Here is a 16,472-nt window from a genome sequence, read left to right on the forward strand (position 1 = left end):
ATGTAAACCACCGACGCCTCACGGAAGATGCCGGCCGACGAAGTCGTTGACACGTCCATGAAGAAGCTCGGCATCGTCGTCTCCAGCACCCGTCCGGCCCGCATCGGTCCGAAGGTTGCTGCCTGGGTGGATTCGGTCGTCCCGGCAGGGGAGTGGGAGGTCGAGCTGCTCGACCTGTCGCAGATCGCGCTGCCCTTCCTGGACGAGGTCGACATGCCGGCGAACGGCAACTACGCGCTGCCGCACACCAAGGAATGGGCCGAGCAGGTTTCCGGCGTCGACGCGCTCGTCGTCGTCACCCCGCAGTACAACAAGAGCTTCCCGGCGTCGATCAAGAACGCGATCGACTTCCTGTACGCCGAGTGGCACGCCAAGCCGATCGCCCTGGTGGGCTACGGCTGGAGCGGCGCCGCGCAGGCGACCCAGGCATTGGCCGAGGTGCTCACGCATGTCAAGGCCGACGTCGTGGACCAGATCAACCTGGTCTTCAACGCCGACCTCACGCCCGAGGGCGAACTCACCGTCGGTGAGGACAATGCCGACCGACTTCGTCTGGCGCTCTCCGCGATGGCCCAGAAGCAGAGCCAGCAGCAGCCGGCTGCCTGATCCGGCAGCCCCACAGACCGGCCCGCGAACGTCGACCCCCCCTGGGCGTTCGCGGGCCTTCCTGTGTCCGCCGACAGTCCGCCGCCGCGCTCGGCTAGCGTTGAGTCGACCGAACGGAAGGACGCTCGTGGGACTCTTCGGCGGACGCGGCAAGGGTCGCGACAACCAGGCGGCACGCCAGACCGCGCGACAGGCTGAGGCGATCGCTCGCTTCTGGGCATGGTGGACCGACGAAGGAATGGCGCGCAGCAGCAGCGCCCTCGCCGAGGGCGACCCCGGGCGCATCGTCGCCGACATGACCGGCCAGGTCGAAGCGGTCGCCGGCGAACTGTCCTGGGAGTTCGCGAAGGGCGATGAGTCCATGCACAAGCTCGTCGTGACCGCCGACGGCGACCCCGCGTTGCGTTCGACGGCACGACGATGGCTGGAAGGCGCACCGGAGTCGGACGTGTTCTGGTCGTACGCCGACGCGCGTCCGCCCATGCTCGACCTGTCCGACTCCGTCCTGAAACTGGACTCGATCGAGCTCGCATTGAACGAGACCCGGGTCGGCGTGCGACGTTCGGGTACTCGTGTCGACGTCCAGGTACACCACCCTCGTCTTGAGGAACTGGGGGAGCAAGGGCGAACCACGTTCTGCTTCCTGGCGGTCGACGCCGCCGTGGGGGAGACGATGACCGAGACCTGGATCGGCGAACTTCACCCGAGCCTCGTTCCACCGATGGACGGTTTCGGCCTCTCCGGTCTGCGCGCTGTCGTGCGGGACATGGCGCAGGAGTTCGAGGGCGCCAACTCCTGGGTGGCGCTGGAAGGCGTCAGCCAGATCGGACCGGTGCGGGTGCTCGCCCGCGTGCCGCTCGCGGCCGCGTCCGCACCCACGCTCGACCAGAGCGTGACGATCAGCGTGACCTACACCGGCGACGCCGAAGGTCTGCCCGACGAAACGGTGCAGCGTGACCTGATGGCGTTCCGTGATCACCTGTCGGAGCGGCTCGAGGGCCAAGGTGAGCTGGTCGCGATCGTCATGGCCGGATCCCGGTGCCAGTACCACTTCTACGTCGACTCGACCCGGACCGGTGCAGCGCAACTGGAGGCTGCGGCGTCCGGCCGTCCGGGTCGGGTGGAGACCCACATCGAGGACGACCCGGGCTGGGCCAACGTGGCCCACCTGCGGGGCTGAGTTCACGCCGATCCGCGACGGATCTCACAGCTGCCCCGATCCCTTCCGGGTCGAGCCGGGGGCTCGGCCTCGATACCCTGGCCCCATGCCTGAAACTGCCGCCGTTCCTGCCGGCGTGTCCGCCCCGCTGCGCATCGTGGTCGCCGAGGACGAAGCGATCATCCGGCTGGATCTGGTGGAGATGTTGCGGGAGGCCGGACACGACGTCATCGGCGAGGCCGGCGACGGTCGCAAGGCCGTGGAGTTGGTCGGCGAACTGCGCCCGGACCTCGTCGTGATGGACGTGAAGATGCCACGCCTGGACGGCATCAGCGCTGCACAGGAGATCGGCGGCGCAGGACTGGCGCCGGTCGTGATGCTGACCGCGTTCAGCGACAAGGAGCTCGTCGAGCGGGCCTCGGAAGCCGGCGTCATGGCCTACGTGCTCAAACCGTTCACCGCGGACGACCTGCGCCCGGCGATCACCGTCGCGGCCGGCCGTTGGGCCGAGCGCAAGGCGCTGGAGTCCGAGGTCGCCGACCTGTTCGAGCGGTTGGAGACCCGCAAGGCTGTGGACAAGGCCAAGGGCGTGCTGATGAAGTCGCTCGATCTCGACGAGGCCGAGGCCTTCCGGTGGATCCAGAAGGCCGCCATGGACCGTCGTCTCGGCATGCGTGAGGTGGCGGACGCCGTCGTCGCCGGCGCCGCGCAGCCCAAGCGCTGACGAAGCCGTTCCGGGCATCCGTCCCACTGCGGCTTCGCTCCGGACGCTTGGTAACGAACAGGCTTCATTCCGCTGATCCCGGTGCGGCCCGTGTCGCACCGCATTAGTGTTCCGAACGCCCGACAGGCGCGCGATTCCCGTGCGGACGGCGGGCGATCAGCGCACGTGCCGCGGTGGCACTCGCATGACCTATGGAGGACTTCACTGTGTCCCGGACTCTGAAGACTGCGGCGGCTCTCGCCGCTTTGTCCCTGACCATCGCCGGTTGCGCCAACGAGGAAGGCGGCAACGAGGGCGGCGGTGGCGGTGGCGCCGAGGGTCTGAAGACCCTTCAGGCCCAGACCAGCATCGACGTTCCGAAGGACGCGCTGAAGGCTGCCGGTGACGGCAAGGCCAAGTGCGCCGCCGGCACCACGATCGCCTTCATCGGTGCGATGACCGGCGACAACGCCCAGCTCGGCATCAACGAGTACAACGGCGTCCAGCTCGCGATCAACGAGCACAACAAGTCGAACAAGGACTGCCAGGTGCAGTTCAAGAAGTACGACACCGAGGGCGACCCCACCAAGGCCACCGGCCCGGTCACCCAGGCCGTCGGCGACAAGAACATCGTCGGTGTCATCGGTCTGCCCTTCTCGGGTGAGAGCAAGGCCACCGGCGCGATCTTCGAGCAGGCGGGCCTCGTCCACATCACCCCGTCCGCGACCAACCCGGGACTGACGGGCAACGGCTGGAAGACCTTCTTCCGTGGCCTGGGCAACGACAACGTCCAGGGTCCGGCTGCGGCCATCCTGGCCGAGAAGCTCGGCGCCAAGAAGGTCTACCTGGTCATGGACGACTCCGACTACGGCATCGGCCTGGGTGGCACCGCCAAGAAGGCGCTCACCGAGAAGAAGCTGCTCGCCGGTGAGGACAAGGTCACCACCAAGCAGAAGGACTTCAGCTCCACCGTCCAGAAGATCGTCAACTCCAAGGCTGACGCGATCTTCTACGCCGGCTACTACGCCGAGGGTGCGCCGCTGAACCAGCAGCTCGTCGCCAAGGGCTTCAAGGGTGCCTTCATCGGACCCGATGGCGTCAAGGACGACCAGTTCATCAAGTTGTCCGGTGACTCGAGCAAGAACGCCTACTTCACCTGCCCCTGCATCCCCGGTGAACTGATCCCCGAATTCGCCTCGGCGTACAAGGGTGTCGCCAACGCGGCCCCCGGTACGTACTCGGTCGAGTCCTACGACGCGGCGGCGATCCTGCTGGCCGGTCTGCAGAAGGGCAACACCGACCGTCCCAAGCTGCTCAACTTCGTCAAGACCTACGACGGTCAGGGCCTGAGCAAGAAGGTCAAGTGGGACGACAAGGGTGAGCTGTCCGACCTGGCCGTCTACGGCTACAAGGTCGACGGCGGCAAGATCGTTTCTGTCGGCAAGCTGGACTGATTTCGAGATCGGTCCGAATCCACCAACGAGCGAGGGCTTGTCTGCAACCGCGGACGGGCCCTCGCCCGGTTTCATGAAATGAGGCTTGCATGACAGCCCTCCATTCGGTGGTGCCCGCGCTGTCCGCGCTCGCGTCCGCCGACGAGAACACCTGGATCAGCTTCCACTGGCAGGAACTGGCCGACAACTTCTGGAACGCCACCTTCGACGGCCTCACCTTCGGCGCCATCTACGCGCTGGTCGCCCTGGGCTACACCCTGGTGTACGGCGTCCTGAACCTGATCAACTTCGCCCACTCCGAGGTCTTCATCGCCGGCGCCTACGCGGTGGTGTTCACCCTCACCGCGCTCGGCTTCGGAGCGTCCGTCCCCAATCTGGGATGGCCGGCCATCATCGGCAACCTGCTGCTGGCGTTGGTCATCGCGATGGTGGTATCCGCGCTGGTCGCGCTCGCGGTCGAACGCATCGCTTACAAACCGTTGCGGGCCCGCAATGCCCCCCGCCTGGTCTTCCTGATCACCGCGATCGGCATGTCCTTCGTCATCCAATACGCGTTCTTCTGGTGGCGCGGCGCCGTCGCGGAGCCCTCGGTGACGATGTTCAAGGACGAGGCGATCTTCGAGGTCTTCGGCTCCACCATCCCGCTGTCGTCGCTGATCATCGTCGGCGCAGCGGTGCTGATGATGGTTGCGGTCGACCAGCTGATCCGGCACACGCGCGTCGGACGTGGCGTGCGTGCCGTTGCGCAGGATCCCGACACCGCAACCCTCATGGGCGTCAACCGCGAGCGCATCATCATGATCACGTTCGTCATCGGTGGTGCCCTCGCCGGCGCAGCCGCACTGTTCTACGTGATGAAGGTGCCCGCCGGCGTCCAGTACAACGGCGGATTCATCCTCGGCATCAAGGCCTTCACCGCCGCCGTGCTCGGTGGTATCGGCAACATCCGTGGAGCGCTGCTCGGTGGTCTGCTGCTCGGCGTCATCGGCAACTACGGCGCGTGGCTCCTGGGTAGTGCTCAGTGGATCGACGTCGTCTCGTTCGTCATCCTGATCATGGTGCTGATGGTTCGCCCCGACGGCATCCTCGGATCCAACCTGGGGAAGGTACGCGCATGAGAATCACTCCACGAAGTTCTACGCTTCTGCGTCGCTCCGATACGTTGCGAGGACCCCGATGAGCACCCCGATCCCGGACGCAGCCGCGTCCCAGGCCAAGGCCGACGAGCAATCGGAAGAGACCCGCAAACCGACTCGCTTCGAGGGGCTGTCCCGCTGGTGGAACGGTCTGGAGCGCTGGCAGCAGTGGTGCGTCCTCGCGGTCGCAGTAGCGCTGCTCTACCTGCTACCGATCCTCAATCCGCCGCTGCTGTCCACCGAGAGCGCCGGTTACAACTTCCCGCTGGCCTGCTTCGACGCGGCCCGGTTCGCGCTCGTCGCGCTCGGCCTCAACGTCGTGGTCGGTCAGGCCGGTCTGCTCGACCTGGGGTACATCGGCTTCTTCGCGGTCGGGTCGTACGTCGCGGCGCTGTGGACCAGCCCGGACTCCACCATGGTGAAGATCCCTTACCTGGCCACTTTGCCGCTGGCGATGATCGTGACCGGCATCGTCGGCATGTTGATCGGCATCCCGACGCTGCGCCTGCGCGGTGACTACCTGGCGATCGTGACCCTCGGCTTCGGAGAGATCATCCGCCTGCTGGCGACGATCATCCCGGCGCTGAAGGGCAATACCGGCTTCCAGAGCATCGGTCGCCCCCCGGGCACCGATGACAAAGGCGTGCCGATCTTCGTCCAGAGCAACGGAACCGCTTGGTACTGGCTGATCCTGACGGTGATCATCATCGTGATGCTGCTGCTGGGCAACCTCGAGCGCTCGCGCGTGGGTCGTGCCTGGATCGCCATCCGTGAGGACGAGGACGCCGCCGAGGTGATGGGCGTGCCGACCTTCAAGTTCAAGATGTGGGCGTTCTGTCTCGGCGCGGCGCTCGGTGGTCTGTCCGGTGCGATCTTCGCCGGTCAGGTCGGCTTCGTGAACAACCAGAAGTTCGATGTGGCGACCTCCATGTTGTTCATCGCGGCTGTCGTCATGGGCGGTGCCGGTAACAAGTTCGGAGCGGTCCTGGGTGGAATCCTGGTGTCTTACTTGCCGATTCGATTCATCTTCATCGCGGAGCAGAAGTACCTCGTGTTCGGCATCCTGCTGGTGCTGATCATGATCTTCCGACCGCAGGGTCTGTTCGGTGCCCGTAACCACCTGCTCGCGTACGGCAAGAAGGCCAAGCGCGTAGCGGCACGGTTGCGCCGGGACCCAGGACACGGCACAGAGCAGGAGGCCACCTCGTGAGCGAGAACACCCACAACGTGATCGGCGGGGAGCCCGGCGACGGTCCCGAACGCCAGACGTACACGCCCGGCCACCTCGGTCTGGGCAAGGGCGAACCGGAGAACGAGCACGATCTGCTGGACGAGGACGCGCACCCGGCGCCCCCGCCGCCGCCGGATTCGGAGGCGGCACAGATCGTCGAGCTCGACCGCACGATCGCGGTCGAGGTCGGCGAGAAGCTGGTCGAGATCGACAACCTGACGGTCAAGTTCGGTGGTCTGACCGCCCTCGACAGCGTCTCGTTCGACATCAAGCGCGGCGAGATCCTCGGTCTGATCGGCCCGAACGGTGCCGGAAAGACGACCTGCTTCAACGCCATGACGGGTGTCTACAAGCCGGCGAGCGGAGGTGTGTTGCTCGAGGGCAAGTCGGTGCTTGGTCTGAAGAAGAACGCGATCACCCGCGCCGGCTTCGCCCGCACTTTCCAGAACATCCGCCTGTTCGGTGAGATGACCGCTCTGGAGAATGTCGTCGTCGGTCTGGACGCCCGGCACAAGACCAGCGTCTTCGGCGCACTCGTGCGTTCGCCACGGCACATCCGTGAGGAGAAGTCGGCGATCGAGCACGGCATGGCGCTGCTGGAGTTCGTCGGCATTGCGGACAAGGCCCAGGAACTGTCGCGCAACCTTCCCTACGGCTACCAACGCCGTCTGGAGATTGCGCGCGCCCTGGCGACCGAGCCGAAGCTGCTGTGTCTCGACGAGCCGGCCGCGGGCTTCAACCCGGCGGAGAAGGAAGAGCTCATGGAGCTCATCCGCACCATTCGGGACGAGGGTTACACGGTGCTGCTCATCGAGCACGACATGAAGCTGGTCATGGGTGTCTGTGACCGCATCGTGGTGCTGGAGTTCGGCAAGAAGATCGCCGATGACGTACCGAAGGCGATCCAGGCCGACCCGGCCGTCATCGCTGCGTACCTGGGAGTGGAGGACGACGAAGATGGCGTTGCTTGAGATCAAGGACCTCGGGGTCCACTACGGCAGGATCCAGGCGCTGCACGGCATCTCGATCGACGTGAACGAGGGCGAGATCGTGTCGCTGATCGGCGCCAACGGTGCCGGTAAGACGACGACGATGCGTGCCATCGCCGGCTTGCTCAACTCCTCGTCCGGCTCGATCACCTTCGACGGCAAGGACATCACCAAGGTCCCCGGTCACTCCCGGGTCGGCCTCGGCATGTCTCTCACCCCCGAAGGGCGCGGTGTGTTCCCGGCGATGACCGTGCTGGACAACCTCGACATGGGTGCGTACGCGCGCAAGAAGAACCAGAAGGAGTACGACCAGGACCTCGAACGGGTCTTCACGTTGTTCCCGCGGTTGAAGGAGCGCGAGAAGCAGGCCGGCGGCACGATGTCCGGTGGCGAGCAGCAGATGCTCGCCATCGGCCGCGCGCTGATGGCCCGTCCGAAGCTGCTGCTGCTCGACGAACCCTCGATGGGCCTCGCCCCGCAGTACATCAAGCAGATCTTCAACATCATCAAGGAAGTCAACAGCCAGGGCACCACGGTGCTGGTCGTGGAGCAGAACGCCAACCAGGCGCTCAAGATCGCCCACCGGGCGTACGTGCTCGAAACTGGCTACATCACCCGCGAGGGCGCCGGCGCCGAGCTCGCCGCCGACCCCGCGGTGAAGGCTGCCTACCTGGGCGCCGACTGACCCACTCGATGCGAAAGTCCGCGGAACCACGACGTCGGGTCGCCGGTTCCGCGGACTTTCGCATTCGTCAACGCAGCGCGATGACGAGTTGGGTCAACAGGGGAGCGACGATCAACGCCGGCAGCATGTCTCCGACCGCGATCTGACGGATGTTCAACAGCCGCAAGCCGATCGCGATCAACATGACCCCACCGGTGGCTGTCAGTGCTGCGATATGGGGGTCGGGCAGCACGGAGCCGAGAAGGAACCCGGCGAGCGTGAGTCCTCCCTGGACGATCGCCACCGAGACCGCCGACATCAGGACGCCGATGCCGAAGGTCGACGCGAAGGCCATCGCCGCGAAACCGTCCAGGACGGACTTCAGCACGAGTTGGTCGATGCCGCGTCCGAGTCCGTCGTTCAGGGAACCGAGGATGGTGAGTGGCCCGACGCAGAACAACAGGGACGCGGTCATCCAGCCCTCGATGAAGCGCTCGCGAGCCGAGCCGGCATCGGCGTCGATCTGCTCCTTCGGCATCCGGCCGGCGATCCGGGACTGGATGCGCCCGGCCACCGATTCCAGTCGGTCCTCGATCCGCAGGATGCTGCCCGCGATCCCGCCGATGAGCAACGCCCCGAGCACGATCATCAGGGGAGCACCGCTGCCGACGGCATCGGTCAGGCCGATGTCCGTCACCATCATCGCGTTCAGACCTGCCGTCAGCAGAGTGACCAGGCCGAGACAGTCGGTGACCACGGAGCGGGTGTGTTCGGAAAGCCGGTGCCCCACAAGCATCCCCAACACGGCACCGATGACGACCGTCGCGACGTTGATGACCGTGCCGAGGCCAGGAAAGACTGCGCTCACGAGCGGTAACGGTAGTCCGACGGGAGCAATCTGTCGGATTCTTGTTCCACGCCGAACTGAACAGGCGTACTGTTCCGGTCGGAAGGTGAACCCTCAACGATCCGGAGAAGACACGAAGTGGCGCGTTCGTCCGTGCGTGCGGTGCGTCCTGGCTCGGCCGACCTGGTGGACCTCGAGCAGTTGTGGATCGACTACCGGGTGTCTGCCGGGCAGACCCGTGAATGGGCTGCCCGGATGGTTCGCGACGGCCGGCTGCGGGACGCCGTCGAGCACAAGGACGTGCGAATCTTCTTGGCGCACAACGGGACCGAGGCCACCGGCTACCTGGTGCTGTTGCGCAACCCGATGAGCTCGATGAGTGACGAGACGTCCGTCTGGATCGATCAGATGTACGTGCTTCCCGCGCACCGGCGCACCGGCGTGGCACGCTCCCTGCTGGCCGTCGTCCCGCTCGCCGCCGAGAGCATCGGGGCCGGCGTCGTCACCGCTGCGGTGCCTGCTGCGCAGCGTGACATCAACCGATTCTTCGCCCGGCTCGGGTTCGCCAGCACGACCACCCTGCGATCGACCTCGGTGGCCGCGCTGCGTCGCCATCTCGAGCCCGAACTCGCGGCCGAGCGGGCGGGCGGACAGTCCGTCGTCCGGCTGCGCCGTTCCATCCGTGGCCGCGCCCGCACCAAGACCGCGACCGCCCGCAACGCAGGCTGAACGCAAAAGTCCGCAGAACCCGCGCCTTGACCCGCGAGTTCTGCGGACTTTCGCCCTGTTAGGGCGTCACTGTGCCTTGGTCGGCGCGTCACGCAGCATGCACGTGATGCGGCTGGTGCAGACCCGGCGGCCCTCGTCGTCTGTGATCGCGACGTCGTAGGACGCCACCGTGCGGCCGAGCGAGATCGCCGTCGCCGTGGCGGTGACGAATCCGCTGCGGACGCCGCGGTGATGGGTCGCGTTGATGTCCAGCCCAACCGCGGCGCGTCCTTCGCCGGCTTGCAGGGCCGAGCCCACCGATCCGACCGTCTCGGCCAGGACGACGCTCGCGCCGCCGTGCAGCAGGCCGTAGGGCTGGGTGTTTCCCTCCACCGGCATCCGGGCCACGACCCGTTGCGGGGAGGCTTCGAGGAACTCGATCCCCATCCGTTCAACGAGCGTTCCGGCGTTCATCGTGTTGAACAGTTCGACCATCTCCGGGTCGGACATCGAGGAGGTGGTGGGGGCGGCGTGGTTGTCGGTCATGGGGCTTAGGCTGCCATGCGTGAAGAGATTGTTGTTGTTGGACGGACATTCCTTGGCGTACCGCGCCTTCTTCGCCCTCCCGGCCGAGAACTTCTCGACCACGACGGGGCAGCACACGAACGCCGTCTACGGCTTCACCTCGATGCTCATCAACGTCCTGCGTGACGAGGAACCGACCCACGTCGGCGTGGCCTTCGACGTCTCGCGCAAGACCTTCCGGGTGGAGGAGTACGCCGAGTACAAGGCCGGACGTTCGGCCACCCCGGACGAGTTCAAGGGTCAGGTCTCCCTGCTGCGTGAGGTGCTCGACGCACTGCGGATCACCTACATCGAGTCCGAGGGCTACGAGGCCGACGACATCATCGCCACCCTCACGACCCAGGCGGTCGACGCCGGTTTCGACGAGGTGCTGATCTGTTCCGGCGACCGGGACGCGTTGCAGTTGGTCAACGACAAAGTCACCCTGCTCTACCCGGTGCGCGGTGTCTCGGAACTTGCTCGCATGACACCGGCCGCGGTGCAGGAGAAGTACGGAGTTCTGCCCGAGCGCTACAGCGACCTCGCCGCGCTGGTGGGGGAGTCGTCCGACAACCTGCCCGGTGTCCCGGGTGTCGGTCCGAAGACGGCGGCCAAATGGATCGGCCTGTACGGCGACCTCGCCGGCGTCGTTGCCAATGCGGGCGAGATCAAGGGCAAGGCCGGCGAGTCGTTCCGGGCCCACCTCGACGGGGTGCTGCGTAACCGCCGGCTCAACCAGTTGCTGCGCGATGTCGTGCTGCCCACCGATCCGGACGGTCTCGAGCGCCAGGTGTGGGACCGCCAGGAGGTGCACACCGTCTTCGACGGCCTGGAGTTCAAAGTGCTGCGGGACCGCTTGTTCGCCACGCTCGAAGCTGTGCAGGAGGAGGCCGAGGACGGAGTCGATGTCGAGGGCCAGGTGCTCCCGCCGGGTGAGGTGGCCGAATGGATCGGGGAGCACCTCAGCAGCGGGGTGACCGCCGGTGTCGAGGTCATCGGGCGCTGGGCGCGCGGCGCGGGCGAGGCCGAAGCGATCGCCATCAGCGCCGACCACAAGGCGGCCTACCTCGAGCTCGCGACGCTTGAGCCGCGAGGCGAGGTCGCTGTGCGGGAATGGCTTTCGGACGCTGCTCGACCGAAGGTGATGCACGACGCCAAGCCGCAGGCGCAGGCACTCGTGGCCAGTGGGTTGCCGGTCGAGGGCATCGTCAACGACACGGCGCTGTCGGCTTACCTGGTGCGTCCTGACCAGCGTTCGTACGACCTCGCCGACCTCGTCCTGCGCTACCTCAAGCGCGAACTGCGGGCCGACGCCGAACCCGCCGCGCAGGGGATGCTCGACTTCGGCGGCACCGACACCGAGGCGCACGAAGCCATGGTGCGGGCCGCCGCCGTTGCCGAACTCGCCCACGCATTGGAGACCGAACTCGACAACACCGGTGGAGCGCAGTTGCTGCGCGAGGTGGAGCTTCCGCTGACCGGTGTGTTGGCCTCGATGGAGCGCACCGGTATTGCGGTCGACGCCGACGCGATGCAGTCGCTGGAATCGGAGTACGCCGACGGCGTGCGGCAGGCGCAGCAGGACGCGTACGACGCGATCGGCGGCGAGCAGATCAATCTCGGCTCACCCAAGCAGTTGCAGGTCGTGTTGTTCGACCAGCTGGGCATGCCGAAGACCAAGAAGACCAAGACCGGCTACACCACCGACGCCGACGCACTCACCGACCTGTACACCAAGACCGAGCACCCGTTCCTGGAAGCACTGCTGCGGCACCGCGACTGGTCACGCCTGCGGGTCACCGTCGAGGGTCTGATGAAGTCGGCCGCCGACGACGGACGCATCCACACCACCTACCTGCAGACCGTCGCCGCGACCGGCCGGCTGTCCTCGGTCGACCCGAACCTGCAGAACATTCCGATCCGCACCGAGGCCGGCCGCCGGGTGCGCGAGGTGTTCGTGGTGGGCGACGGCTACGAGTCGCTGATGTCGGCCGACTACTCCCAGATCGAGATGCGGATCATGGCGCATCTGTCCGGCGATGAGGGGCTCATCGAAGCCTTCCGCACCGGCGAGGACCTGCACCGATTCGTCGGAGCACGCGTCTTCGGAGTGGAGCCCGCCGACGTAACCCTGGAGATGAGGTCGAAGGTGAAGGCGATGAGTTACGGACTTGCGTACGGGTTGTCCGCGTTCGGTCTGTCCAAGCAGCTCACGATCAGCACCGGTGAGGCGAAGGAACTCATGGACGAGTACTTCAAGCGGTTCGGTGGCGTGCGCGACTACCTGCGCTCGGTCGTCGACGATGCCCGGGTGGTCGGTTACACCGAGACGATGCTCGGCCGGCGCCGGTACCTGCCCGACCTCACATCCGACAACCGTCCGCGCCGCGAGATGGCCGAGCGGATGGCGCTCAATGCACCGATCCAGGGTTCGGCCGCCGATGTGGTGAAGTTGGCGATGCTCGGTGTGCAACGCGCGCTCGATGACACCGACCTGAAGTCACGGATGCTGCTGCAGGTGCACGACGAACTGGTGCTGGAGATCGCGCCGGGCGAGCGCGACCAGGTCGAGGATCTCGTCCGTCGTGAGATGGGCGCGGCGATCGAGATGGACGTTCCGCTCGACGTGAGCATCGGCGTGGGTAATTCCTGGCACCAGGCGGCGCACTAACCGATCACAGCACCGGTCGGCACGACCGCACCGGGTTCGAGGGAGCTGCTGACCCGTGCTCCTTCGCCGATGACGTTGTCTTGCAGCCGAACTCCCTCGGCCACGACGGCGGTCTGGGCGACGATGGAGCGTTCGATCTTCGTGCCGTCACCGATGACGCATCCGGGCATCAAGACCGATCCGTGGACGACCGCGTCGGCGCCGACCGCCGCGCCGGTCCCGACATAACTGTGTCCGTCGACGGTCGCGCTGCTCGCCACGACGCCGTCGACCCGCGCTGTGGCACCGGTTCTGGCGACCGCGTCCCGGTTGGCCTGAAGGAGCGCACGGGGGGAGCCGACGTCCAGGCAGTAGGCGTCCTCCAGGTATGCGGTGACGACAAAACCGTCGGCGATCAGGCGGGGGAACACCTCACGTTCGAGGCTCACCACGGTGTCGCTCGGCACGTCGCGCAGGACACCTGCCCGCAGGATGTAGGTGCCGGCATTCACGACGCCGGGAACCGGCTCGGTGGGCTTCTCGCGAAAGCCGCGGACCTGATCACCGTCGAGGTTTAACAGGCCGAACGCGCGTGCATCGTCCACTCGCCGGGCATGAATGGTGACAGCCACGCCGCCGTCGGCGAACGCGAGCAGGTGCGCTTGGAGGTCGTGACCGGTGAGTTGGTCGCCGTTGAGGACGACGACAGCCTGGTGCGGATCCATCGCTCGGGTGGCCAGCGCCAGTGCGCCACCGGTCCCGAGAGGTTCGGCTTCGTGCACGTAACTGACCGCTACCCCGAACTCCGAGCCGTCGTCCAGGACCGTGCGCAGGTCTTTCGCGCGGTAGGAGGTCGCGATCACGACCCGCCTGATCCCGGCAGACGCCAACCAACGCAACTGATGACCGACGATGGGCGTCCCGGCGACCAGGAGCGCGGGTTTGGCCCGCAGGTCGGTCAGCGGCCGCATCCGGGTACCGAGTCCACCGGCGAGGATCACCGCCACCGGCACGATCAGCCCCTGCTCTGCAACGCGGTCTGGAGCTGGGGCACCAGCCAACTCCACATGATGCGCGCACTCTCCGGGGTGAAGTGGAGCGTGTCTTTGTACAGCGGGACGCCGTTGACCGATCCGTGATAGCCGCCGGTGCACAGCGCCTTGTACTGGTCGATGACCGGAACTCCTGCCTGCTTCGCCCAAACCGCGACGACCCGGTTGACGTGTTGCACCCTGCGATCGTCATTGACGTTCTTGATCGTCGGATCAAAACCGAAGTCGGTCTGGCGGTGGCAGGCAAGATTCATCACCACGAACCGGCCCCCTTTTGCCGATGTGACCCTGCGGTGCAGCGTGGTGAGTTCTCCGGCCAACCATCGGTCGTACGCCGGGGTGCCGAACTCGATCTTCCGCCCTGCGTCACCCCAGTCGCCAGTCGTTGTCTGGGGGACGAAGAACAACGTGAGCGCGGGTCTCTGCTCGCCGAGCGCTCGGACCCAGCCGCCGTCCTTCCATCCGCGGCACTCCGAGGAGGGCGGTTGAACTGCTCCGTCACGCCACCGGTTGGAGACGAACGGATCACAACCAATGCTCGTCACCTCTTTGGCCTCGATGTCCGGGTACTCCGCAGCGTCGAAACCGGTCTTCAGACTTTCCGGGATCGAGTTGCCGATCAAGGTCACGACCGCGCGCTCTTCCAGAGGCACATACGTGCCGACAGCCAGATCCACATTACGAACCGTCGCCGCCGGTGCGGGTGTGAGCCGGACGAGAAACGGCCCGGCCAGCAGGAGCGGCACGGTGGCGATCGTGACGGCGCGGCTGGTCGCCGGTCGGCCAGGCACCAGCGCCCGAAAGCCGCCACGCCGGATCGGCTGCTCCACGAACCGCCAGGTCGCGTACGCCAGGCCGAGGGAGAGCGTGACCTGGGCGAGCGCCCGCACCCAGGGGTTCGCGACGATCTCCGCGTTCAGGAAGACGATCACCGGCCAGTGCCACAGGTACAGCGAGTAGCTGATCAGGCCGAGACCACGCAAAGGCTCCCATCCCAAGAGTCGCTGGAAGGAGTTCCTCGTCCGCGCCGATGCGGCGACGATCGGGACGACAGCGATCAGGCACAGCAGGGCCAACCCACCGCGGAAGACGAAGGGACTGTTCTCGTCCACCAGGAAGAAGCTCGACACGAACAGTGCGATGGCCGGCCAGGCCAGGCGCTCGATCATGCCGTCGACGCGCCAGCGGGTCCGTTCCGCGAACTCGTGAGCACCCAGAAGTGCTCCTGCTGCGGCGCCGATCAGCAACTCGAAGATGCGGGTGTCGGTGCCGTAGTAGACCCGGGACGGGTCGACGCCCGGTACGTACTTGACCGACATCCATAGGGCCGAAGCGGTCGCGAGAACACCCAGAACGACCGCGAGTTGGACCCGCCGCCGGACCACGACCAGGAGCGCCGCCAACAGCAGCGGAAAGACGAAGTAGAACTGCTCCTCGATGGACAAGGACCAGGTGTGTCGCACTGGTGAGGGCATCGCGATCGTCGCGAAGTACTGCTCGTCCCCGAGCAGGAAGCGCCAGTTGGCGACGTAGAAGAATGCCGCCAGGACGTCCCCACCGATGGCCGGACGCCGTCCGTGCTCGGCCAGGAACGCGGATGCAGTCAGCACCGCCAACAGCATGAGGACCAGGCTCGGCAGGAGCCGGCGAGCTCGGGATGCCCAGAAACCGCCGAGACTGATCCGCCCCCAACGATTGTGTTCGGTCAGCAGCAGTGACGTGATCAGGAATCCGGACAGGACGAAGAAGAGGTCGACCCCGAGCCATCCGCCAGGAAGGGCGGACTTGTTCAGATGGAAGACGACGACGGCAGCGACTGCGACCCCACGCAGGCCGTCGAGAGCCGGACGGTACGGCAACGACTTGTGCTTGGCCACGGGGTCCTTCCATCGGCAGGAAAACTCGTCGGATCATATCTACCGAGCAGTAGATCTGCAGTCGTTGCTGCCGGTAGCATCGCCGCCATGTCAGCTGATGGATACGAGACCCGCACTGTGACAGCGTTGCGGACAGGCAGCAAGATCGCGTTGTTGTGCGGGCTTCCATTGCTGGGCCTCGCCGCATACTTCTACTTCACACCTCTGTGGGTACCCAAGGGTGACGTAGGCGGGGTATTCGGGTGTGGATCGGCGGCCTCCCCGCCGGACGGATGGGGCAGAGGTGCTTGCCAGGGAGTCAACGACGCAGCCAAACTACGCGCGATCATCGCCCTCGCACTCGGCCTGTTGATTCCGGCACTCGGAGTCGCTCTTTTCGGTCTCGACAAGCGGCAGGAACGTCGACCCGCTCGCCACGATGATGACGACGAGGGCTACGACGACCGTCCTGCCCCCCGCCGTACCTCGGCGAGCGACCGGTTCGACGACGACGAGGACGACGACGATCGTCCGACCGGACGTGGTTCCGCACGCGATGCCGAGCGCCGCGGTCGCCGCCCCGCAATCGTGGACGACGACGCCGATCGTCCGACCGGACGTGATTCCGCACGCGACTCCGGACGTCGTGGACGCCGCCCCGTGCTCGAGGACGACCTGGACGAGCGTGCTGACCGCCGACGCCGCCGTTCCTACGAGGATGACGACTTCGACCGTGGAGACGTCGACGCCGACCGCGTTCCCGACGGGCGCTCGACAGACGTCTGACACAGCAGATCGGGAGCCGTGATCGACGGCTCCTGCTCGTTGTTCCGTCGGCACGACATACCCGGCC

At 66.3% G+C, this 16,472-nt stretch carries 15 protein-coding genes; 11 read left to right on the top strand and 4 right to left on the bottom strand.

Annotated features, from left to right (window positions below; translation table 11 throughout):
- Positions 1 to 57: 57 nt before the first annotated feature.
- The 8 genes from EU513_RS06365 to EU513_RS06400 all read left to right on the top strand — a co-directional run bounded on the left by EU513_RS06365 (position 58) and on the right by EU513_RS06400 (position 7,963).
- Positions 58 to 606, top strand: a complete 549-nt coding sequence (locus EU513_RS06365; RefSeq protein WP_129625053.1) for an NADPH-dependent FMN reductase — start codon at positions 58 to 60, stop codon at positions 604 to 606.
- Positions 607 to 733: 127 nt separating this feature from the next.
- Positions 734 to 1,786 carry a DUF695 domain-containing protein gene (locus tag EU513_RS06370; RefSeq protein ID WP_141928689.1) on the top strand — a complete coding sequence of 351 codons (1,053 nt, stop codon included), beginning with the start codon at positions 734 to 736 and terminating at the stop codon, positions 1,784 to 1,786.
- Positions 1,787 to 1,871: 85 nt separating this feature from the next.
- Positions 1,872 to 2,489: an ANTAR domain-containing response regulator gene (locus EU513_RS06375; protein ID WP_129625055.1), complete on the top strand. Its 618-nt coding sequence runs from the start codon at positions 1,872 to 1,874 to the stop codon at positions 2,487 to 2,489.
- A 206-nt stretch (positions 2,490 to 2,695) separates the two neighbouring features.
- The gene (locus EU513_RS06380) at positions 2,696 to 3,922 is read left to right on the top strand and encodes a branched-chain amino acid ABC transporter substrate-binding protein (RefSeq protein WP_240795947.1); all 1,227 of its coding nucleotides are present in this window, start codon (positions 2,696 to 2,698) and stop codon (positions 3,920 to 3,922) included.
- Between the two features lie 89 nt (positions 3,923 to 4,011).
- Complete coding sequence (locus tag EU513_RS06385; RefSeq protein ID WP_129625057.1) at positions 4,012 to 5,040, top strand: branched-chain amino acid ABC transporter permease; 1,029 nt, start codon at positions 4,012 to 4,014, stop codon at positions 5,038 to 5,040.
- Between the two features lie 58 nt (positions 5,041 to 5,098).
- Positions 5,099 to 6,268 (top strand): branched-chain amino acid ABC transporter permease, encoded by a 1,170-nt coding sequence (locus tag EU513_RS06390; RefSeq protein ID WP_129625058.1) that lies wholly within the window; start codon positions 5,099 to 5,101, stop codon positions 6,266 to 6,268.
- A 173-nt stretch (positions 6,269 to 6,441) separates the two neighbouring features.
- On the top strand, positions 6,442 to 7,260 hold the full coding sequence (locus tag EU513_RS06395; RefSeq protein ID WP_239702859.1) for an ABC transporter ATP-binding protein: 819 nt from the start codon (positions 6,442 to 6,444) through the stop codon (positions 7,258 to 7,260).
- Complete coding sequence (locus tag EU513_RS06400) at positions 7,247 to 7,963, top strand: ABC transporter ATP-binding protein (RefSeq protein ID WP_129625059.1); 717 nt, start codon at positions 7,247 to 7,249, stop codon at positions 7,961 to 7,963. Before EU513_RS06395 ends, EU513_RS06400 begins: the two co-directional genes overlap by 14 nt.
- A 67-nt stretch (positions 7,964 to 8,030) precedes the next feature.
- On the opposite strand, the gene EU513_RS06405 is transcribed toward EU513_RS06400, so the two are convergent.
- On the bottom strand, positions 8,031 to 8,810 hold the full coding sequence (locus EU513_RS06405; protein ID WP_129625060.1) for a DUF554 domain-containing protein: 780 nt from the start codon (positions 8,808 to 8,810) through the stop codon (positions 8,031 to 8,033).
- 117 nt (positions 8,811 to 8,927) lie between these two features.
- Between EU513_RS06405 and EU513_RS06410 the strand changes: the two genes are divergently transcribed.
- A complete protein-coding gene (locus EU513_RS06410) occupies positions 8,928 to 9,518 on the top strand; it encodes a GNAT family N-acetyltransferase (RefSeq protein WP_129625061.1) in 591 nt (196 codons plus the stop codon).
- Positions 9,519 to 9,584: 66 nt separating this feature from the next.
- Here the strand turns inward: EU513_RS06410 and EU513_RS06415 are convergent, their stop codons facing one another.
- Positions 9,585 to 10,043 (bottom strand): PaaI family thioesterase, encoded by a 459-nt coding sequence (locus tag EU513_RS06415; protein WP_370447346.1) that lies wholly within the window; start codon positions 10,041 to 10,043, stop codon positions 9,585 to 9,587.
- A gap of 19 nt (positions 10,044 to 10,062) precedes the next feature.
- On the opposite strand from EU513_RS06415, the gene polA reads away from it, so the two are divergent.
- Positions 10,063 to 12,732 carry a DNA polymerase I gene (gene polA / locus EU513_RS06420; protein WP_129625062.1) on the top strand — a complete coding sequence of 890 codons (2,670 nt, stop codon included), beginning with the start codon at positions 10,063 to 10,065 and terminating at the stop codon, positions 12,730 to 12,732.
- Here polA and EU513_RS06425 read toward each other — a convergent pair.
- Together EU513_RS06425 and EU513_RS06430 are read right to left on the bottom strand one after the other, a co-directional pair.
- A complete protein-coding gene (locus EU513_RS06425) occupies positions 12,729 to 13,772 on the bottom strand; it encodes a sugar phosphate nucleotidyltransferase (protein WP_129625063.1) in 1,044 nt (347 codons plus the stop codon). The genes polA and EU513_RS06425 overlap by 4 nt on opposite strands.
- Positions 13,727 to 15,640: an acyltransferase family protein gene (locus EU513_RS06430; RefSeq protein ID WP_129625064.1), complete on the bottom strand. Its 1,914-nt coding sequence runs from the start codon at positions 15,638 to 15,640 to the stop codon at positions 13,727 to 13,729. The genes EU513_RS06425 and EU513_RS06430 overlap by 46 nt, the downstream gene beginning before the upstream one ends.
- An 87-nt stretch (positions 15,641 to 15,727) precedes the next feature.
- Between EU513_RS06430 and EU513_RS06435 the strand changes: the two genes are divergently transcribed.
- Positions 15,728 to 16,405 (top strand): hypothetical protein, encoded by a 678-nt coding sequence (locus tag EU513_RS06435; RefSeq protein ID WP_129625065.1) that lies wholly within the window; start codon positions 15,728 to 15,730, stop codon positions 16,403 to 16,405.
- Positions 16,406 to 16,472: the final 67 nt, after the last annotated feature.

This window comes from Yimella sp. RIT 621 (assembly GCF_004146205.1).
Taxonomy (GTDB): Bacteria; Actinomycetota; Actinomycetes; order Actinomycetales; family Dermatophilaceae; genus Yimella; species Yimella lutea.